The organism is Microbacterium sp. X-17 (genome assembly GCF_039615055.1).
On the sequence record NZ_JBDHNI010000002.1, the window covers coordinates 724,718 to 744,933 of the forward strand.

Here is a 20,216-nt window from a genome sequence, read left to right on the forward strand (position 1 = left end):
CCTCTTCGCGAGAACGCGCGTATGTCATGGAACCAGGCCCATTTCGTGACACAAGCGCGTTCTCGCGGGGTGGGGGCGCGGCTCCGGGGGCGGGGTCAGGCGTAGACGTGGCGGGAGAGGACGGCGACGTCGCGGAGGTTGCGGTAGCGCTCGGCGAAGTCCAGGCCGTAGCCGACGACGAACTCGTTCGGGATGTCGAAACCGACGTAGCGGCAGTCGACGTGCACCTTGGCGGCATCCGGCTTGCGCAGGAGCGCGAAGACCTCCACGGATGCCGCACCGCGCGACGCGAAGTTGTCGAGCAGCCACGAGAGGGTCAGCCCGGAGTCGATGATGTCCTCGACGATGAGCACGTGGCGGTCGTGGATGTCGGTGTCGAGGTCCTTCCGGATCTGCACGACACCGCTCGAGCGCGTGCCGGTGCCGTAGGACGACACCGCCATCCAGTCCATCGGCACGACCATCGGCAGCGCACGGGCGAAGTCGGCCATCACCATGACGGCGCCCTTCAGGACGCCGACGAGGAGGAGGTTCTGGCCGCGATAGTCGGCGGCGACCTGCTGCGCGATCTCCTCGAGCCGCGCGCGGATCTGCTCCTCCGTCACGAGCACGGTCGTCAGGTCGTCGGCGAGGTCCGCGGCGCGCATGGCCCCACCCTATTGCGGGGACAGCGGCGGCCGCGCTGCGCCCGAGGAGAACTCGATCCGGCCCGCGACGCGGCGCGCGGAGCATCCGGGCAGGTCGACCGGACCCTGCCCCGCCCAGTCGGTCGCGAGGCGGGCCACCTCGATCGTCTGCGCGCGACTGAGGCTCGTGCCGAACTCGCTGGCGACGACGTGGCGGATGATGCGGTGCCGTAGCGCCGGCGGGTTGGCGGCGAGCGCCGAGACGGAGACGGCGATGCCCGCCTCGGCGTGCTCGACGATGTCCTCGATCGTCTCCTCGATCATCGCCGCGAACGCGGCGTTGTCCTCGCGGAGCTGTTCGGCCGTGCGCGCGAGCGCCTCCGCCACGCCGGGGCCGAGCTCGCGCTCGAGGACCGGCAGCACGGCCTCGCGCACGCGCACGCGGGCGAAGCGCGGTTCGTGGTTGTGCGGGTCGTCCCAGGGGTCGAGTCCCGCCGCCCGGCACGCGGCGCGGGTGGTCGTCCGCCGTACGGCGAGGAGCGGGCGGATCCACCGGATGCCGTCCGCGTCGACGCGATCGGGGGCCATGCCAGCGAGGCTCGCGGCGCCGGAACCGCGCGCGAGCCCCAGCAGGACCGACTCGGCCTGGTCGTCGAGCGTGTGCGCGAGCAGGACGACAAAGGCGCCCGCGGCGCGGGCCGCGGCCCGGAGCGCCCCGTAGCGTGCCTCGCGCGCCGCCGCCTCGGGTCCGCCGGCGCCCGACACCTCGACGGCGACCACGCGCGCCGCGAGCCCGAGGCCCGCCGCCACGGCCGCCGCCCGGGCCGCGACCTCCGCGGATCCGGGCTGCAGTCCGTGGTCCACCGTGACCGACTCGACGCGGAGGCCGAGCTTCGGCGCCTCGAACGCGGCGGCGGCCGTGAGCGCGAGCGAGTCCGCGCCGCCGGACAGCGCGACCACGACGGTGGCATCCGCGGGCAGCCCCGCGAGGACCGCCCGGACGGCGCGGCGCACCTCCGCCACGGCGGGGTCGAGCGCGGGCCGGTGCTGCACGGGTCCACGCTATCCGCCCGGCCTTTCGCACAACTCCTGCGATCCGCTCCGGAACCGGCCGGATCGGGGCCTGCGCGGGCCTCGGCAGCCCGAGTTGCAGGAGTTGTGCGCGGCGGCAGGGGATCAGACGCGCGGATAGGCTGGTGCCGCATCCGTCCCGCGGTGGACGGGAATCCGTTCGCCTTCCGAAGGAGCACACGCATGGGCGCGTACGACGCCGTCATCGAGATCCCCCGCGGCAGCCGCGTGAAGTACGAGGTCGATCACGGCACGGGGCGCGTCTTCCTCGACCGCATCCTCTACACGGTCTTCGGGTACCCGGCGAACTACGGGTTCTTCGACAACACGCTCGGCGAGGACGGCGACCCGCTCGACGTGCTCGTGCTGCTCGACCGCGACCTGTACCCCGGCATCCACGCCAGCGTCCGGCCCGTCGCGGTGCTGAAGATGAGCGACGAGGCCGGTGGCGACGACAAGGTCGTCGCGGTGCTCGCGAAGGACCCGCGCTGGAACCACATCCAGGACGTCGATGACATCGACGAGTGGACGAAGAAGGAGATCGCGCACTTCTTCGAGCACTACAAGGACCTCGAGCCGAACAAGTGGGTCAAGGTCGACGAGTGGGCGGGCGCGGCCGAGGCCGAGCGCCTGGTCGGCGAGGCGTTCGCGCGCTTCGAGGGTTAGAGCCCGCGCGGCGCCGGTCCGACCGGATCGGCGCCGTCAGAGGTAGATGCCGCGGTCGGCCATGAACGGGTAGGGGTTCACGGTCGAGCCGTTGATGTAGACCTCGAAATGCAAGTGGCAACCGAAGGAGTTCCCGGTGTTGCCGACGGCGGCGATGTACTGCCCCGAGCCGACACTGTCCCCCCAGCCGACGGCGATCCCGCCGTCGCGGATGTGCGCGTACCCCGTGCCGACGCCGCCACCGTGGTCGATGTGGATGTAGTTGCCGTAGCCGCCGTTGTATCCCGCGTACACGACGCGGCCGCTGTTCGCGGCGTAGATCCCGGCGTTGCAACCGGCCTCGATGTCGTCACCCTCGTGGAACGACGTCGAGCAGTAGCTCGGGCCGCAGGTCTGGGCGCGCGGACCGTAGCCGTCGCCGAGGGGGCCATACGCGGGGCGGCTCCAGCCGGACGACGCGGGACCGCCGCCTCCGCCACCGCCTCCCCCGCCACCGCCGCCATCACCGTTGTCGCTGTTGTTGCGGGCGGCCTCCGCGGCGGCGGCTGCAGCAGCGGCTGCGGCGGCAGCCGCCGCGGCCTCCTGCTGCTTGCGGATTTCCTCGCCCTGCTGGTACTCGGCGGTGGTCTTCGCCGTCGTGTCCTGGAGCGCGGCGAGCTGCGCCTGCAGGTCGCCGAGGTGGGCGTTCTGCGCGTCGAGGGCGTTCTGCGCGTCGGTCGCGGCCTGCTGGGCGGCCTGCATCGCGGCATTCGCCACCTGCTGCAGCCGGTCGCGCTCGTCGCGGGCGGCCTGGGCCTGGTTGCTGAGGTTCTGGGCCGAGTCGCGCGCCGAGACCGCGGTCGCGTACACGGCCTTGTTGCGCTCCAGCAGCTTGTCCATCGTGCCGAGCCGCGCCAGGAGGTCATCGGCGCTCGCCGCAGATCCGGTCAGGAACAGCTCGAGCGACGCCTGATCGCCGCCGGACCGATAGAGCTGCGCGGCGACCCGGCCCGCCTCCTGCGCGGAGGCGAGCGCGGCTTTCGCCTGCGCGTCGGCCTGCGACTGGAGGTCGTCGGCGCGGTGGGCGGCGTCGAAGAACGCCTGCTGGGCGTCGTAGAACTCCTGGCCCTTCTGCTGGGCGACCTGCTTCGTGCGGTCGACCTCCGCGTTCAGCTGCTGGATCAGCCCCTGGATGTTGCTGACCTCGGCGGCCTTCGCCGCTTCGTTCGACCGCGCGGCCTGCACGTCATCCCACGAGGGATAGTCGGCGGCATACGCGCGGGTGACGAACGGAGAGACGGTCGCGGATGCCGTCGCAGCGCCGGCGGCGAGGACTCCGAGAACACTGAGTCCGATCATCCCGCGGCGGCTCATCGGACTCGGCCAGAGCTGGCTACGCTCCCGTTCGGAGGGCGCGCAGTCGCACTCTTCCTCGACCGGCACCTCTTCGCTGGGCACGCGCGTCTCCTTCCGATCGCGGCACAACTTCGTCCACATTAGCAACATGCGTCACACGCGCAACAGGTACCGTCTCACGCGCGAACCACCAAAGAGGACGCCGTCTCTCCCGCCGCGGCGAAGAGAGTCGGCCACGCCCATGATGCGGCGGCGACTCTCGCGCGCCGCGGAGACGCGCGGAGCGCGCCCGGATCGGGCCTCCGCTCGATTGGCGGATCTCCCAGCGAATGCGTATGCTTGAGCGTCGGCGAGTGAGCCCCCGGGTTCATACCGGCCCCATCGTTTAGTGGCCTAGGACGCCGCCCTTTCACGGCGGTAGCACGGGTTCGAATCCCGTTGGGGTCACACTCACGACAACATAACTCCACACATCATGGCCCTGTAGCGCAGTTGGTTAGCGTGCCGCCCTGTCACGGCGGAGGTCGCGGGTTCAAGTCCCGTCAGGGTCGCTTCCTCTTGGATGCGGCATCCGTGCCGTTCGGCTCTGTAGCTCAGTTGGTAGAGCGTTCGACTGAAAATCGAAAGGTCACCGGATCGATGCCGGTCGGAGCCACGGAAACCCCTGCGTAGCTTCTACATCGCAGGGGCTTCTTTATTTTGCACGGGAAGCCAGGACGTCCGCGGGCACGACTCAGCGGGGCAGCCCGCGTGTGCGAACTGCCCCGCTGAGTCCGGCATCCGAGCCGGCGGCGCTAGGAGTTCTGGCGTCGGCGCACGGTCACGACGATCAGCGCCGCGAAGCCGGCACCGAACAGCGTGAGCCCGGCGAAGATCCAGCCCCCGACGGCGCCACCGCCGGTGACGGCGAGGGCTGCGACCGGGTCGATCCGATGCTGGGTGCGGCAGTCCGGGTTCTGGTCCGGCGCGGGCACGCAGCTGCCGGCCGCCGAGACGACCTGGTTCGCGAGCTTCGCATCGCCGCCACCGGTGACGCGCACCGCATACGTGATGGTCACGGTCTGTCCGACCGCGAGATCACCGGTCCAGGTCAGGGTGTTTCCAGCCCGGGTGACGGCCCCGGACGACGCCGCCTGGTTGCCGACCCACGTGGCGTCGTCCAGGACGCCGGAGAGGTCATCGGTGACCGTCACGCCCGCCTGGGGCGCGCGACCGACCTGGGCGACCGCGACGGAGTACGTCACGGCGTCCCCCACCCGCACGGGCGTGCCGGATGCCGGGTTCGACGTCTTCGAGTAGGTGTAGCTGCCGACGTCGTGGTGGGTGAGGCAGTCCGCCGCGATGTCGCAGCCCGGGCTGGTGACCAGGTTGTCGATGCTGCTGTCGCCGAGGGATTGCGTCGCCTTCACCGTCACCGAGTACGTGACGTGTGCGACCCCGCCGACCGGGAGCGTGCCCGACCACGCGAGCGTGCTCCCCGTGACCGTGGCCGTGCCGACATCGGCGGTGACATCGCCGTTGTAGTCCGCGTCATCGAGCACCCGCGTGAGGGTGTCGGTGAAGACGGCGGCGGCCGGGACCGAGCCGCGCTGCGTCACGGTGACGGTGTACGTGATCTTCTGGCCGGGGGTGACGGCCGTGCCGGCCGCCGGATCGGACGTCTTCGCCACGTGGTACCCGACGATGTCGATGCCGGCCGGATCGCAGGGGATCGTCGCCGCGACCTGCGAGTCGGCGGGAAGATCCGCCGAGGCGCAGGCGGTGTTGACGATCGTGCCGCCGACGGACGGGTCCAGCACGATCGAGTACTCGTGCGACTGGGATGCCCCGGGGGCGAGCGACGCGATGTGGAACGCGCCGGCCGAGGGGTTCTTGTCATCGGTCACGTTCACGTTCGTGAGCGTGCCCTGGCCCGTGTTCGTCGCGGTGATGCGGTACTTCACCGTGTCGCCGTAGTGGAAGGTCGGGTAGTCGAGAGCGGTGTTGGCGTCGTGCCACACCCCGTTCACGTCCTGCACCTCCTTGAGGAGCGTCGCCGAGTAGTAGTTCGCGATCGTGATCGGCGCGGACGTGCGCATGACCAGGCCGGTGTGACCGGCGATGCCCTGGGCGCGGTTGACGAGCTGGTCGCCGCCTCTCGCCCCATCCGTGCCGATGTGCACCCCGAACTGCTGCGTCGCCCCGGGGGCGAGCGACCCGCCGATCACGCGGACCGCCGTCGCCGCCGCGGTGTAGGTGGTCGACCAGCCGACCGTGTTGCCGGTGATGTCACCGGCCGCGCCGTTGGAGCCGGCGGACGGATCGTCCGACAGGGTGGCCGGGTCGGCCGTCGTGTAGTAGACCTGCGCACCGCCGGGCGGCGTGACGGACGTGAGCGTGTAGCTCCCCGAGTACGACGTGCCGCGACCGTCGCCGCGGTACGGGAGGATGTCGATCGTGTCGGTGAACGGCTGCGGAAGCGGGTCGTAGGAGCGCGTCGTCACCGTCCACGACCCCGCGCCGCGCCCGTCTCCGGTCACGTTGGGGATGAACGGGGCATCCGCGGTCTTCAGGATGGTCGTGTACCCGTCGGTGGCGACGGTCACCTGTGCGGATGCCGTCTTGGTGATCCCGCCGTACGCCGCAGACACGGAGTTCGTGAGCGCGGCGCCCGGGGTCACCGTGTTGTCGGCGACGGCCTGGTAGGTCAGGGCGTGATCGGCGTTCGTCGTCACCCCGTTCACCGTCCAGGTGAGGACCTGTTGCCCGGAGCCGTTCGTGGCCACGGACGGCGCCGGCGCAGCGCTCCCCGGGACGTACGTGACACCGGCGGGCAGCGTGTCCACGAGCTGGTATCCGTCGACGGTGGCGGGAATCGCGCCGGCGCCGTTCGCGGAGTACGTGAGCGTGTAGACCGCCGGCGCACCGGGCGTGACTACGGAGCGGTCGACCGACTTGGCGATCGCGGGGGTCGCCGACACGATGCGGAGGACGTCGCGGAAGCCCGTCGTGTAGGGATAGCGAGAGCCCGGCGTGTTCGTGATCGGGCCGGCCGCGTTCCACCAGTTGTTCAGCGGCACATCCTCGATCCCGGAGAAGAAGGACCACACGTCGGTGCCGGCGGGCGTCGTCGGCTTGATGGTCTGGAAGACGACCGGCGTGATGAACGTGTTGGCGTAGACGCGGGCCTGGTCCTCGGTCATCATCACGCGGACCGCGCGAACCTGGGTCGGATCGACGGGCGGCGTCGTGCTCCAGCCGGTGTTCGGCGTGCAGTCGAAGCCGTTCGGGTCGTAGCTCGCGCTGTTCTCGTCGAGGTGGGCGTCGCTGCCGGTGTAGTACTCGACGGTGGATCCGGCGACGCCCCCCGGAGGCGAGCTCCACTGGAACCGGTTGAACGTCACGTACTTCGTGTCCAGGGCGGAGCACATTCCGACGAGGCGCGCTCCGGGTCGGTCCGCGAACCGCTGCCAGCCGGTATCCATGTACTGGCCGACCGTGGTCCCCGCCGAGACACGGTAGGTGTCATCCCACGTGGTCCCGCCGCTGTTCGTGTAGCCGCGGCCCCAGCCGGAGGAGTACGTTCCGGGGAGCGTCCACGACTTCGACTCGGCGTTGTTGGCGGGGTCGTCCTGCGCGGTCTGACCCGTCGTCGAGGTGTACGTGGGAGCGTTCGAGGTGACGGTCGCGGAGCCGGCGGCGGCCGTGAGCACGCGGATCCACACCGACCCGGAGGCGAGCGCGACCTGGTCGACGGGGAGCCGGTTGCCGGCGGAGTCGAGGGTCGGCGGCGACGCGGGCGCGTAGTCGATCCCGGTCAGGGTGAGCTGGAAGGTGTTCGCCCCGGTCTGGGTGATGCTGCACGTGCCGGGGAAGGCCGTCGTCTGGCTCGCCGGGTGGCTGCCGCCCGACCACGGGTGCCCGTCCGCCACGAGCGCGGTCGAGTACGGGGTGCATCCCTGCGGGTCGACCTGGATGCCGCTTCCCTGCGCCGATGCGATGTTCAGGTCGTAGGTCAGCGACTGCTGGCCGGGATCCGATCCGCGGAGCTTGCTCAGGGTCCACTCGTAGCTGACCAGGAAGTAGCCGCTGCCCTGGGCGTAGTTCGCGATGCCGGTGCCCCAGCGCATGTCCATTCCGAACTGGTTGACGATGTCGATGGGGCTCAGCGCCGCGTTCTGACCGCCGATGCTGCCGGTCGCCTGGATCTGGCTGCCCGTCGGCCCGCTCGCGGTGATCGGCGCCTGCAGGATGACGGAGGTGCCCTCGTCGTGGGTGCCGAGGTTGCACGTGAGGGTGCCGCCGTCGGCCGAGATGCCGGAGGCCGGGGTCACGCCGGAGGTGAGGCAGGCGTCCGGGACGCTGGTGAAGACGCCGTTCTGCGCGGCGACCGTGACGGTCACGTTCTGCACGGGGGCGTTGCCGGGGGCGGGCGCGTCGTCGTTGACGTTCACCCGCCACACACCGGTGACGACATCGCCGGATTTGACCGTTGAGGGGGTTCCGGGCGCCCACTCTCCGGTGATCTGATACTGCGGCGCCGCGACCGCGGGAGTCGCCACGGCGAGACCGGCGACCGCGAGCAGCACGCCGAGGCCTGCCGCCACGAACCGGTGCAGCCGTGTCCCCCACCGTTTCCGGTCCTGCCGTGCGATGGAGTGTTCTGACACGTGTGTCCCCTTATCCCGGCGCAGGCAGCGACCGACCCGAATCGACCGCGGGCTCTGAGGCCCGCCCTCACAGCGAATCGGGACGGGCGAACGCGCAGCAAGCGCGGGCGGGCGACTTCACCCCGGGATCACCCAGCCGGCTCAGCGGTCGGGACGCACCAGGAGATGCCGGTCCAGAGCGACCGCGATGGCCTCGTCTCTGCTGGACACACCGAGCTTGCGATAGATGCTGCGCAACTGCGTCTTCACGGTGTTCACCGACACGACGAGCTCGGACGCGATCTTCGCCGGCGACCCCTGACGCATGAGTGCGGCGAGGACGACGAGCTCACGTTCGCTCAGGACCGTGGCCGCGCCCGGATCGGGCAGAACCGATCGGATGTCGAGTCCGTCGAACAGCCGGCCGTATCCCTGCGCGACCAGGGCGCCACGCAACCGATCGAGGTCGGCGGGCGGGACGAATGCCAGCGGCGAGCGCAGCCCGGTGTGCTCCAGCACCGAACCGAGGTGCTCGATCGCCGCGGCGGCACGGACGCTGGACGGAAGACGAAGCAATGCGGCGGCCTCGATCGCGGCCGCCTCCGCGGTGAGGCGCGGGGCGACATCCTCGCCGGCGATCTTGCCGAGCTCGTGGAGCGCTGCGCCGTTGCGGCCGGCGACGAGCTCGACCCGGGCCTGAGCGACATGGCGCTGCGGCCCGGAAGGCGCGTCGCGTCGGAGGATGACCGCCGCCGCATCGCGTCCGCCCATCGCCAGCTGAAGCAGCGCCCGCGTCGACGCCAACTGGGCGCGGGCGCCCGCGGATCGCCCCTCGCTGCGGGTCGCGGCGTATGCGTCGAGCCCCGAGAGCCCGTCGCCCGGCTGGCCGGAGACGAGGGCGGTCCGGGCACGGGTCACGGCGATGGCGATCCAGTGCTCGATCGTGCGCGGGTCGTTGACCATGGCCGACAGCTGGTCGCGAGCCGTCATCGGGTCGAAACGCTCGAGAGCGACGAGCGCTTCAGCGAGCCGGTAGAACGTGCCGGTGTACATCGAGCGCTGCTCGTCCGACCACTCCGCGCCGCGCGCGAGCTCGATGTAGACGCGAGCCTCGGGGAGCTCCCCCCGCCACGCGTGGATGCCGGCGAGCATGGCGAGGCTGCTGAACCCGTCGGATGACTGCTGGTCCGACGCCTCGGACAGGCCCGTCCGGAATGCCGCCAGGGCGTCGTCGATCTCCCCCGCGTAGTACAGGCTGACCCCTGCCTGCGAGTAGATCCGAGGGAGCGAGCTGACGGTCTCGAGGTCGGACGCGGACATCGCATTCAGCATCCGGATCGCCGAGCGCGCCGGTCGGATCCCCATCGCGGGGCGTCCGATCAGCCGGTAGACGGCACTCTCGCTCACGAGGATCAACGCACGGTCCACCGTGTCGAGCGCCACCCGCTCGGAACGGGCGGCGCGGACCGCAGTGGCGAAGTGGCGCAGCGCCCGCATCCGCCGATGGGGAATGCCGTTGTAGCAGACCCCCAACATCATCGTGAGCAGCGGGTAGTCGCGCAGCCGGGCGGCGGGGATCGAGTCCAGGGCGACGCGGAGATCGTCCCCGTGCGATCGGAGCAGTTCGAACCACGACCGGCGGACCTGCGCGTTCGCCGCCGCCAGGTCGCCGGCGGCGACCGACGATGCGAACTCCGACCCCTGCCAATCGGCCGTGACCGCGTCCGGATCGTCCGGTCGGTCGCTCATCGATCGGTGCCGGCGCGGAGAAGCCGGCGGCCGGCGACACCCGCCAACCCCGACGCGGTCAACTGCCCCGCTACGCGGCCCGCGAAGACGGCGGCCAGCGCGAACGGGAGCTGGTGCACCGGCGACAGAAGCGGCAGGGAGACCACGAGCAGGACGAGTGCGGATGCCACCGCCGCGACCGCGTAGGCCCAGGCCGGCGTGCGCTGACCCCGGCGGATTCTCGCGACGGCCCACAGGACCGTGTCGTAGGCGGCTCCGCCGGCGACGAACGGAACGAGGACGAGGACGCCGATCGGGCTCAACGGCGCGGAGAGGGCGCCGGCGACGACCCCGGCCGCCGTCGCCGCCCACGGGTATCCGAGGACCCGGCGCACGAGAAACGGGAAGAAGCTGTACGCGCCGGCGAGGAGCGCATAGAGGGGCGGGGAGAAGGCCGCCGTCGCCGCGCTGAACGGCGAGAACGCCGCCACGACGACCGCACCCGCCGCACCCGCCGCGACCGTCCACAGCAGCATCGCGTGAAGCGAAAGTCGGCGATCAGGCGCCCGAACGCCCTGGTGCGTGGTCATGGAAGCTCCTTGCGAGTGGGGGGAACTTCACATCATGGCATCGTCACGACGCGGCTCGGGCTGCCCGTCCCCACTCGTCCATGCCGCCATCGAAGACGCGGACGTCCGTGTAACCCGTCTCGCGGAGGAGGGATGCGGCGGCACGTGCGCGGGGGCCGGCCTTGCAGTACAGGACGATCCGGCTCTCGCGCGGGATCCCGTCGAGCACGCCCTCGCGCCGGAGCCGGCTGAGCGGAACCGAGCGCGAGCCGGGGATGCGGGCGAGCGCGACCTCGTCGGGCTCCCGGACGTCGATGAGGTCGAACGCGGCCCGACCCTCGGTGCGCTCGTGGAGCAGCCCGGCGAGTTCGTGCACATCGAGCGAGCGCGGGGCCGCCTCAACCGCGCACGCATCCGGCGCGGGCTCGAGCCTCGACGCCGGCCGTCGCGCGGGATCCGGGACGACCCGCAGCTCCCGCCAGGTGGCGTCGGCCAGGTCGAAGACCGAGAGGCGGCCGAGCAGGGACCGACCCGACCCGGTGATGAGCTTCACGGCCTCGGCCGCCATCATCGACCCGGCCACGCCGCAGAGCATGCCGAGCACGCCTGCCTCACCGCACGAGGGGGCCGACTCCGGGGGTGGCGCATCCGGGTAGAGGTCGCGGTAGGTCGGACCGTGGGCGCTCCAGAACACGCTGACCTGGGCGCCGAACCGCAGGATCGAGCCCCACACCACCGGCTTCCCGGCGAGCTCCGCGGCATCCGACACCAGATAGCGGGTCGCGAAGTTGTCGGCGCCATCGACCACGAGGTCGTGCCGCGCGAAGAGCTCCCCGGCGTTGTCCGTGGTCAGCCGGACGGGATGCGTCTCCACGCGGACGAGCGGGTTGATCGCGCGCAGGGCATCGCGGGCGGACTCGACCTTGAGGCGTCCGACGTCCTCCACGCCGTGGACCACCTGACGCTGCAGGTTGCTCGCCTCCACGCGATCGTCGTCGACGATTCCGATCGTCCCGACGCCGGCCGCCGCGAGATAGAGCAGCACCGGGGAGCCCAGGCCGCCGGCCCCGACGACGAGCACGCGCGCGTTCTTCAGCCTCCGCTGCCCGATCTCACCCAGTTCCGGCAGGAGGATGTGCCGGGAGTACCGGTCGAGCTCCTGCGGCTCCAGCCCGGGTGCCGGTTCGACGAGAGGGCTCACAGATCCGGCCGTCCGGCCATCGCGGACGAGGCCAGCGCCCGGTCGCGCCGCGGGATCCGCCCGGACAGGGCCGCGAGCCGCCCCGCGATCACGGCGTGCCGGAACGCGGCGGCCATCCCGACCGGGTCCTGCGCGCGGGTGACCGCGGTCGCGAGGAGCACGGCGTCGCAGCCGAGCTCCATGGCGAGCGCGGCATCCGACGCGGTCCCGATGCCCGCGTCCAGCACGACCGGGACGCTCGCGCGCTCGACGATCAGGGAGATGTTGTGCGGATTGAGGATGCCGAGACCCGTGCCGATCGGCGCGCCGAGCGGCATGACCGCGGCCGCGCCGAGCTGCTCGAGCCGGAGCGCGAGCGCCGGATCGTCGTTGGTGTACGCGAAGACGACGAAGCCGCGGGCGACGAGCTGCTCCGTCGCGGCGGCGAGCTCCGCGCCATCCGGGAGCAGGGTGTCCTCGTCCGCGATCACCTCGAGCTTGATCCAGTTCGTCCCCAGCGCCTCGCGCGCGAGCTCCGCCGTGAGCACCGCCTCCCGGGCCGTGAGGCAGCCCGCGGTGTTGGGCAGCAGGCGGATGCCTTCGTCGACGATCGCCCGGAACAGGGAGCCGGCCGCGGAGGGATCGTGACGGCGCATCGCGACCGTCGTCAGCTGCGTCCCGGACGCGGTGAGGGCGTCGACGAGACCGACCTGGCTGGCCGCACCGCCCGTGCCCATGATGAGCCGCGAGGTGAGCTCGACGCCGTCGATACGGAGGGGGTCCGGGTTCACGTCAGCCTCCCTGCGTCGCGCTGACGATCTCGACGGCATCCCCGTCGGCGAGCACGGTCGCCGACCAGCCGCCGCGCGGGACGACGGCGGCGTTGACGGCGACGGCGATCCCCAGCGCCGCTCCCGCGAGGCCTCCGTCGGGGGCGACGCGGATGCCGGTGCGCTCCTCGACGAGGTCGGCGACGGTCGGTCGCGCGTCGATGCGTCGCGGCTCGCCGTTGACGGTGATGCGGATCATCGGAGGGTCCTTCCTGCCGTCGCGGCGGCGTCCGGTCGGGAGAAGCGGTCGGGCCGGAACGCGTCCCAGCGCGCGTCGCCGCGGTCCTCGAGGAGGCCGAGGCAGATGTCCGCGGCGGCCGGCGCGAGCAGCACACCGTGGCGGAAGAAGCCGGTCGCGACGACCAGGCCCGGGATGTCGCCACCCCCGTCCCGGCCGACCCGGCCGAGGAGCGGCGCGTTGTCCGGCGTCGCCGGCCGGGCGCGAGCGGTCGCCTCGATCAGCTCCAGCTCCGCGACCGCGGGCACGATCTCCTGCGCGTCCCGCAGCAGGTCGTGGACGCCGCCGACCGAGATGCCGGGCCGGCCGTCCTCGCGCTGGGTCGCACCGACCACGAGCGTGCCGTCGGTGCGCGGGACGAGATAGACGTTCTTGCCGTGGACGCGCCCGCGCACGGTCATCGTGAGCAGCGGACGGAGCGTGCCCGGGACGCGGAGCCGGAGGATGTCGCCGAAGACCGGGCGGAGCGGGAGGTCGAGCCGGTCCGGGAGCCCTTCGACCGCGGTCGCACCCAGGCCGTTCGCGACGACGACCTCCCCGGCCGCGAGGGTCGTGCCATCCGCGAGGCGAACCCCCACGACGCGCGACTCCGGATCGGCCGCGTCGCCGCGCACGAGTCCGATCACGTGCTCGTGCACCATCTCCGCGGCATCGCTGCGCGCCAGCTCGTCCAGCAGCCGGGCCGCGAGGATGCGCGGATCGATCTGGTGGTCGCCGCAGACGCGGTACGCGGACGTCACCTGCGGGCCGAGGAGCGGTTCCCGCAGCCGCGCCTCGCGCGTCGTCATCGGCTCGACCTCCAGCTCCCACCGGCGGTGGGCGAGGTGGACGTCGGCGAGCTCCTGCCGGTCGCCGTGGTCGACGCCGACCATCAGCGTCTCGTTGCGGACGTATCCGGTGGGCTCGCCCGAGGGCGAGAGCTCGCGCACGAACTCGGGGTACCGGGCGGCCGACGCGAGCATGAGCGGCAGCAGGTCGTGCTCCTGGTAGTGGTACTCGCCGACCGGGGCGAGCATCCCGGCCGCGGCGAACGTCGCGCCGCGCGCGGGCTCGGGGTCGATCACGCGCACGGACCGGCCGCTCTGCACCGCCCGCCACGCAATGCTCAGGCCGATGATCCCGGCCCCGATGACGGCGACGTCGACGGCCGTCCGATCGGAGCGCGGACGCACCGCGGATACGCTGACGTCATGCCCTTCGCCGCCGCCCAGCTCTACCTCTGCACGGATGCCCGCGGCCGCCAGGGCGACTTCGCCGACTTCGTCGACGCCGCCTTCACCGGCGGGGTCGACATCATCCAGCTGCGGGACAAGACGCTCGAAGGCGGCGAGGAGCTCGAGGTGCTGAGCACGCTCGCCGAGGCGGCCTCCCGGCACGGCGCGCTGTGGGCCGTCAACGACCGCGCCGACATCGCCCGCATCGCGGGGGCGCCGGTCCTCCACCTCGGTCAGAAGGACCTGCCCGCGCATCTCGCGCGCACTGTCGTCGGATCGCAGACGATCCTCGGACTGTCCACCCACACGACCGCCCAGGTGGATGCCGCGGTCGGCGCGGACGATCTGGACTACTTCTGCGTCGGACCCGTCTGGGCGACCCCGACCAAGCCCGGCCGGGCGGCGGTCGGCACGGACCTCGTCCGCTACGCCGCCGGCCAGGTCGCGCAGCGATCCTCGTCCCGCCCGTGGTTCGCCATCGGCGGCATCGACCACGCGACGATCGGCGAGGTCGTCGCCGCCGGCGCCGAGCGGGTCGTGGTGGTGCGGGCGATCACCGAGGCGGACGATCCCGCGGAGAGCGCGCGGCGGCTGCGCGCCGCCCTCCCGCCCCTCGAGATCGGTCACCGCTGGCCGAGCGTCGGCGTCGGGAGGTAGACCCGCCCGCCGGCTTCCGCGAACTCGGCCGACTTCGCGGCCATCCCCGCCACCCGCTGCTGCTCGGTGACGCCGCCGAACTGGTCGCGGATGTCCTGCGAGATCCGCATCGAGCAGAACTTCGGGCCGCACATCGAGCAGAAGTGCGCGGTCTTCGCTGGCTCGGCCGGCAGCGTCTCGTCGTGGAACTCCTCGGCCGTGTCCGGATCCAGCGACAGGGCGAACTGGTCCCGCCAGCGGAACTCGAACCGGGCCTTCGACAGCGCGTCGTCGCGGGCCTGAGCGCCGGGGTGGCCCTTCGCCAGGTCGGCGGCGTGCGCCGCGATCTTGTACGTGATGACGCCGGTCTTCACGTCGTCCCGGTCGGGGAGGCCGAGATGCTCCTTGGGGGTCACGTAGCAGAGCATCGCCGTGCCGTACCGGGCGATCTCGGTGGCGCCGATCGCCGAGGTGATGTGGTCGTACCCGGGCGCGACATCGGTCACCAGCGGCCCGAGCGTGTAGAACGGGGCGCCGTCGCAGAGCTCCTGCTGGCGCTCCACGTTCTCCCGCACGAGATGGAACGGCACATGCCCCGGACCCTCGACCATCACCTGCACGTCGTACCGCCACGCACGCTTCGTGAGCTCCGCGAGCGTGTCCAGTTCGGCGAACTGGGCGGCGTCGTTCGCGTCGGCGATCGACCCCGGCCGCAGGCCGTCGCCGAGCGAGAACGCGACGTCGTACTGCGCGAAGATCTCGCAGAGCTCGTCGAAGTGCGTGTAGAGGAAGTTCTCCTCGTGGTGGGCCAGGCACCATCCCGCCATGATCGATCCGCCGCGCGAGACGATCCCGGTCACGCGCTCCGCCGTCAGGGGCACGTACCGGAGCAGCACCCCGGCGTGGACGGTCATATAGTCGACGCCCTGCTCGCACTGCTCGATGACCGTGTCCCGGTACACCTCCCAGGTGAGCGCGGACGCGTCGCCGTTCACCTTCTCCAGCGCCTGGTAGATCGGCACGGTGCCGATCGGGACGGGCGAGTTGCGGAGGATCCACTCCCGTGTGGTGTGGATGTCGTCGCCGGTGGAGAGGTCCATCACGGTGTCCGCGCCCCACGTGGTCGCCCACTGCAGCTTCGCGACCTCCTCGGCGATCGAGCTCGTCACGGCCGAGTTGCCGATGTTCGCGTTGATCTTCACGAGGAACGCCTTGCCGATGATCATCGGCTCCGACTCCGGGTGGTTCACGTTGTTGGGGATGATCGCCCGGCCGGCGGCGACCTCCGCGCGGACCAGCTCGACGTCGCAGTTCTCCCGCAGGGCCACGAACCGCATCTCCGGCGTGATGACGCCGTCGCGGGCGTAGCGCATCTGAGTGATGGTGCGCCCCGGCTTCGCGCGGCGGATCGGGGGCTTCACGCCCTTCCACTCCGCGGATGCCGCGCCCCGGCGCAGCGCAGAACGCCCGTCGTCCTCGAGGTTGCGGTCGCGACCGGGGTAGGTCTCGGTGTCCGCGCGGGCGGCGATCCACCCCTCCCGCAGGGGCGGAAGCCCGCGGACCGGATCGCTGCCGGGCCCCTCCGTGCGGTACACGGTCAGCGGCTCGTTGACCGAGCCGTCGGGCGACGGCTCCAGTGCGATCCGACTGACGGGCACGTGGATGTCGTGCTCCGTGTCGTGCAGATGGGCCAGAGAGTGTGCAGAACGGGCAGATCCCATCGAGGGCTCCTACTTCCTTCGCCGGCATGACCCGGACAGGTTCGAACGGTCGCAGGCCGCGTCAGCCCGATCTCAGCCCTTGCGAGGGCACCCGTGTGGATACGCGAAACCCTACAACATCGCCTGTTATCGTGACGCTGCTCCCCCGACGGAAGGCCGCCCATGATCCCCCGCGTGCTCAGCATCGCCGGGACCGACCCCACGGGCGGTGCGGGGATCCACGCGGACCTGAAGAGCATCGCCGCGAACGGCGGCTACGGGATGGCGGTCGTCACCGCCCTCGTGGCGCAGAACACGACCGAAGTCCGCGCGATCCACACCCCGCCGGCGGGGTTCCTCGCCGAGCAGCTCGACGCCGTGAGCGACGACGTCACGATCGACGCGGTCAAGATCGGGATGCTGGGCTCCCGCGAGAACGCGGCCGTGGTGGCCGCGTGGCTCGCGCGCACCGTCCCGCCGGTCGTCGTGCTCGACCCGGTGCTGAAGGCCAGCACCGGCGGGGACCTGGGCTCCGGCGACCTCGTGGGCGCGCTCCGCGAACTCCTGTCCGGCTGCGACGTCATCACGCCCAACCTCGACGAGCTGGCCGTCCTCGCGGGCGAACCGCGCGCATCCGACTGGGAGTCCGCGGTCGGGCAGGCGCTGCGGCTCTCCGAGGCATCCGGGGTCGCGGTCCTCGTCACCGGAGGCCACCTCGCCGGCCCCGCCTCGCCCGACGCGCTCGTCGATGCCGGGAACAGGCTCGGGACCGGCCGGCGAATCCACGAGATCTCCGCCCCACGGGTCGCGACACGGAACACGCACGGCACCGGATGCTCGCTGTCGGCAGCGCTCGCGACGAACCGCGCCCGCCTGGGCGACTGGATCGCCGCACTCGACACGACGAAGGCCTGGCTCACGGACAGCCTCGCGTCGGCCGACGACCTCGACGTGGGAGCCGGCCCCGGCCCCCTCCACCACTTCCACACCTCCTGGCGCCTGCAGGGCCTCCATGGGCGAGGAAGCTCTGGACGCTCCAAGTGACGTTGCTCCCGCCTGTGGAAACTCCAACAAACAGGCGATCTGTGTTGTAGTTTCATCCCCATCCGACCTCGAACGCTCGGTGCACACGCACGAGGATGTGGAGATAACCATGCGTAGATCACGGGCCGTTCGCATCACGGGGTGGGTGGTGCTCGCCGTCGCGGTGCTGGCGGGAGGCGCCTATGTGGTCGCCAGCATCCTCGGCTTCTCGGCGCACGCGGCGTTCGTGGGGCAGTGGGTCTTCCCGGTCCTCGTGGTCGCCCTGGGCGTCTGGGTCGTCGCGGCGGCGGTGAGCCGCAGCGCTCGCTCGACGGCGCGCGCGAGCGCGAGCGGGGCCGGCGAGAGCGCGAACGCGATCTACCTCGGGCGGCCGTCGGCCACGATCTCGGAGAAGTCCGCCGACGAGTACTCGGCGTATCCTCCCGAACCGCCCGCAGCGGACGACGGGGACGAGACACCGCGGAGCGACTGACCGCGGTCGGTCAGGGGAGTTCGTCCGGCTCGCGAGCGCGCTCGGCGGCGAGGGCGGCGCGCAGATCGCGCAAGGCCTGCGCGACCGCGCGGGCGTCGGCATCCTCCGGCCAGCAGCGGGCGATGAGCTCGGCCCACGACGCGCGCAGGGCGGCGAGCGTCTCGTCGGCGAGCGGGGTCGCGGTGAGCCGCACCGAGCGCGCGTCATCCGGGTCGGGGGTGTCGCGCACGAACCCCATCCCGCGCAGCTGGGTCAGCACGGGGCTCACGTTCCCGCGGCGCAGCTCCGTGGCGGCGGCGATCTCCGACGGCGTGATGCCCGGATGCCGGTGCACGTAGCGCATGACCTGGATCTGCGTCGGCGTGAGCTTCGCGCGTCCGTGCTGGCGGATCTCGCGCGCGACGTCGGTCGCCAGATCCGCGAGCTCGGCGAACACGAAATCCGGATCGACCATGACGGCCATCATGCCGCATGATAGTCATGTCCTCATAACTATCGGGAGTCGTCATGACGCAGATCGAGACCGAGGTCCTCATCGTCGGCGCGGGCCTGACCGGCGCCACCGCCGCGGTCGCGCTCGCGCGGCACGGGATCGACACCATGATGGTGAGCCGCTCCGCCTGGGTGGCCGGCTCGCCGCGGGCACACATCACCAACCAGCGCACGATGGAGGTCCTGCGCTCGCTCGGGCTGGAGGAGGCATCCCGCGCCGTCGCGACGCCCGGGGAGCTCATGGCGAACCTCCCCATGATGACCTCGCTGGCCGGGCTCGAGTTCGGCCGGATGTGGACCTGGGGGAACGACCCCGCGCGCGCCGGCGAGTACGCGGCCGCGAGCCCCGGCACGGGCTGCGACCTCCCACAGAACCGTGTCGAGCCGATCCTCGTCGGGGAGGCGATGCGCCGCGGCGTCGAAGTGCGGTTCCACACGAGCTTCATCGCGCTCGAACAGGACGCCGAGGGCGTGACGACGACGCTGCACGACGCGCTCACCGACACCGAGATCACCGTGCGCTCCCGCTACGTGATCGGCGCGGACGGCGGCCGCAGCGCCGTCGCGGAGGCGCTCGGCCTGCCCATGAGCGGAACCGACGGGCTGAGCCCCGCGCTCAACGTCCACGTCCGCGCCGACCTGTCCCGGTACGTCGCCGACCGGCCCGGCTCGATCTTCTGGGTCCTGCAGCCCGGACGCGAGGGCGCGATGGGCAACGCCATCGTGCGCATGGTGCGCCCGTGGACGGAATGGATGATCGGCTTCGCCTACCTGGACGAGCGGATGGCCGACGGCGACCTCGCGCAGATCGAGGCCGAGGTCCGCGGGCTGATCGGCGACGACACGATCGACATCGAGATCCTCGACACGTTCGCCTGGCGCATCAACAACGTCGTCGCCGAGGAGTACCGCGACGCCCGCGTGCTCTGCGCCGGCGACGCCGTGCATCGGCATCCGCCCACCAGCGGACTCGGTGGCAACACGTGCGTGCAGGATGCCTTCAACCTGGCCTGGAAGCTCGCGGCGGTGCTCCGCTGGGGCGCGGGCGATGCGTTGCTGGACACCTTCACCGCCGAGCGGCAGCCGGTCGGTCGCGTCGTCGTGGATCGCTCGATCGCCAGCTGGCGTCACAACCCGGAGGTGGTCCGCTCGCTCGGAATCGACCCGACCGCACCCGCGGCCGAGCGGCAGGCCGCGTTCGAGGTGCTGTTCGAGGACTCGGACGCCGGGGAGCGCCGTCGCGCCGCGTTCCAGGCCGCGAAGCGGGCGCGCGACTACTCGTACCACGCGCACGGGACCGAGATGAACCACCACTACGCCTCCTCCGCCGTCATCGACGACGGCACACCGCCGGTCGACGACGGCCGGGACCCCGAGCTGCATTTCCAGATGTCGAGCCGGCCCGGCTCCCGTATCCCGCACGCGTGGGTCGGGCTTCGCGGCCGCACCGTCTCCACCCTCGACCTGTGCGGCGCCGAGCGCTTCACCCTCCTCGCGCGTGCGCGCGGCGCCGCGTGGCTGACCGCGGCCGAGGAGGTCTCGCGCGACCTCGGCGTGCCGATCGCCGCGCTCCGGATCGGCGCGGGCGGCGAGGTCGCCGACCTGTACGGCCGGTGGGGCGAGCTCGCCGAGATCGGTGAGACCGGTGCGCTGCTCGTGCGGCCGGATCAGCACGTCGGATGGCGGATCGCGCGCCTGTCGGAGGATCCCCGCGCCGCCCTCGACGAGGCGATGCGGGCGATTCTCTCGATCGACTTCGGTGAGGCCGCGCGCCTCGGTTGACCGAG

General features: G+C 71.8%; 17 protein-coding genes, 3 tRNA genes and 1 riboswitch. Of the genes, 8 read left to right on the plus strand and 12 right to left on the minus strand.

The window, feature by feature from the left end; all coding sequences use genetic code 11:
* Positions 1–95: 95 nt before the first annotated feature.
* Positions 96–647 (minus strand): hypoxanthine phosphoribosyltransferase, encoded by a 552-nt coding sequence (gene hpt / locus ABCS02_RS11945; RefSeq protein ID WP_345835859.1) that lies wholly within the window; start codon positions 645–647, stop codon positions 96–98.
* Positions 648–656: 9 nt separating this feature from the next.
* Positions 657–1,679, minus strand: coding sequence for a tRNA lysidine(34) synthetase TilS (gene tilS, locus ABCS02_RS11950; protein WP_345835860.1), 1,023 nt, complete (start codon positions 1,677–1,679; stop codon positions 657–659).
* A gap of 201 nt (positions 1,680–1,880) precedes the next feature.
* On the opposite strand from tilS, the gene ABCS02_RS11955 reads away from it, so the two are divergent.
* Positions 1,881–2,363 (plus strand): inorganic diphosphatase, encoded by a 483-nt coding sequence (locus tag ABCS02_RS11955; protein WP_345835861.1) that lies wholly within the window; start codon positions 1,881–1,883, stop codon positions 2,361–2,363.
* 36 nt (positions 2,364–2,399) lie between these two features.
* Here the strand turns inward: ABCS02_RS11955 and ABCS02_RS11960 are convergent, their stop codons facing one another.
* The gene (locus ABCS02_RS11960; RefSeq protein ID WP_345835862.1) at positions 2,400–3,800 is read right to left on the minus strand and encodes a peptidoglycan DD-metalloendopeptidase family protein; all 1,401 of its coding nucleotides are present in this window, start codon (positions 3,798–3,800) and stop codon (positions 2,400–2,402) included.
* Positions 3,801–4,072: 272 nt separating this feature from the next.
* Between ABCS02_RS11960 and ABCS02_RS11965 the strand changes: the two genes are divergently transcribed.
* The 3 genes from ABCS02_RS11965 (at position 4,073) to ABCS02_RS11975 (ending at position 4,353) form a co-directional block, all read left to right on the plus strand.
* Positions 4,073–4,145, plus strand: a tRNA-Glu gene (locus ABCS02_RS11965).
* Positions 4,146–4,175: 30 nt separating this feature from the next.
* A tRNA-Asp gene (locus ABCS02_RS11970) sits at positions 4,176–4,249 on the plus strand.
* 31 nt (positions 4,250–4,280) lie between these two features.
* Positions 4,281–4,353: transfer RNA gene (locus tag ABCS02_RS11975), tRNA-Phe, on the plus strand.
* 139 nt (positions 4,354–4,492) lie between these two features.
* Here the strand turns inward: ABCS02_RS11975 and ABCS02_RS11980 are convergent.
* The 7 genes from ABCS02_RS11980 to thiO all read right to left on the minus strand — a co-directional run bounded on the left by ABCS02_RS11980 (position 4,493) and on the right by thiO (position 14,043).
* A complete protein-coding gene (locus ABCS02_RS11980; RefSeq protein ID WP_345835863.1) occupies positions 4,493–8,347 on the minus strand; it encodes a hypothetical protein in 3,855 nt (1,284 codons plus the stop codon).
* Positions 8,348–8,488: 141 nt separating this feature from the next.
* Complete coding sequence (locus ABCS02_RS11985) at positions 8,489–10,075, minus strand: LuxR C-terminal-related transcriptional regulator (protein WP_345835864.1); 1,587 nt, start codon at positions 10,073–10,075, stop codon at positions 8,489–8,491.
* Complete coding sequence (locus ABCS02_RS11990) at positions 10,072–10,644, minus strand: hypothetical protein (RefSeq protein WP_345835865.1); 573 nt, start codon at positions 10,642–10,644, stop codon at positions 10,072–10,074. Before ABCS02_RS11990 ends, ABCS02_RS11985 begins: the two co-directional genes overlap by 4 nt.
* A 43-nt stretch (positions 10,645–10,687) precedes the next feature.
* The gene (gene moeB / locus ABCS02_RS11995; protein WP_345835866.1) at positions 10,688–11,824 is read right to left on the minus strand and encodes a molybdopterin-synthase adenylyltransferase MoeB; all 1,137 of its coding nucleotides are present in this window, start codon (positions 11,822–11,824) and stop codon (positions 10,688–10,690) included.
* Positions 11,821–12,633, minus strand: a complete 813-nt coding sequence (locus ABCS02_RS12000) for a thiazole synthase (protein ID WP_345835867.1) — start codon at positions 12,631–12,633, stop codon at positions 11,821–11,823. Before ABCS02_RS12000 ends, moeB begins: the two co-directional genes overlap by 4 nt.
* Positions 12,596–12,832, minus strand: a complete 237-nt coding sequence (thiS, locus tag ABCS02_RS12005; protein ID WP_345835868.1) for a sulfur carrier protein ThiS — start codon at positions 12,830–12,832, stop codon at positions 12,596–12,598. The genes ABCS02_RS12000 and thiS overlap by 38 nt, the downstream gene beginning before the upstream one ends.
* Entirely contained in the window at positions 12,829–14,043 is a 1,215-nt protein-coding gene (gene thiO / locus ABCS02_RS12010; protein ID WP_345835869.1) for a glycine oxidase ThiO, read from the minus strand. Before thiO ends, thiS begins: the two co-directional genes overlap by 4 nt.
* Positions 14,044–14,061: 18 nt before the next feature.
* Between thiO and thiE the strand changes: the two genes are divergently transcribed.
* A complete protein-coding gene (gene thiE, locus ABCS02_RS12015) occupies positions 14,062–14,742 on the plus strand; it encodes a thiamine phosphate synthase (protein ID WP_345835870.1) in 681 nt (226 codons plus the stop codon).
* On the opposite strand, the gene thiC is transcribed toward thiE, so the two are convergent.
* Positions 14,709–16,442, minus strand: a complete 1,734-nt coding sequence (thiC, locus tag ABCS02_RS12020; RefSeq protein WP_345835871.1) for a phosphomethylpyrimidine synthase ThiC — start codon at positions 16,440–16,442, stop codon at positions 14,709–14,711. The genes thiE and thiC overlap by 34 nt on opposite strands.
* A riboswitch (TPP riboswitch) is annotated at positions 16,439–16,547 on the minus strand. It overlaps the preceding gene by 4 nt.
* 69 nt (positions 16,548–16,616) lie before the next feature.
* Between thiC and thiD the strand changes: the two genes are divergently transcribed.
* Positions 16,617–17,465, plus strand: coding sequence for a bifunctional hydroxymethylpyrimidine kinase/phosphomethylpyrimidine kinase (thiD, locus tag ABCS02_RS12025; protein ID WP_345835872.1), 849 nt, complete (start codon positions 16,617–16,619; stop codon positions 17,463–17,465).
* Between the two features lie 109 nt (positions 17,466–17,574).
* Positions 17,575–17,937: a hypothetical protein gene (locus ABCS02_RS12030; protein WP_345835873.1), complete on the plus strand. Its 363-nt coding sequence runs from the start codon at positions 17,575–17,577 to the stop codon at positions 17,935–17,937.
* A gap of 10 nt (positions 17,938–17,947) precedes the next feature.
* On the opposite strand, the gene ABCS02_RS12035 is transcribed toward ABCS02_RS12030, so the two are convergent.
* The gene (locus ABCS02_RS12035) at positions 17,948–18,391 is read right to left on the minus strand and encodes a MarR family transcriptional regulator (RefSeq protein WP_345835874.1); all 444 of its coding nucleotides are present in this window, start codon (positions 18,389–18,391) and stop codon (positions 17,948–17,950) included.
* Between the two features lie 53 nt (positions 18,392–18,444).
* Between ABCS02_RS12035 and ABCS02_RS12040 the strand changes: the two genes are divergently transcribed.
* The gene (locus tag ABCS02_RS12040; RefSeq protein ID WP_345835875.1) at positions 18,445–20,211 is read left to right on the plus strand and encodes an FAD-dependent monooxygenase; all 1,767 of its coding nucleotides are present in this window, start codon (positions 18,445–18,447) and stop codon (positions 20,209–20,211) included.
* Positions 20,212–20,216: the final 5 nt, after the last annotated feature.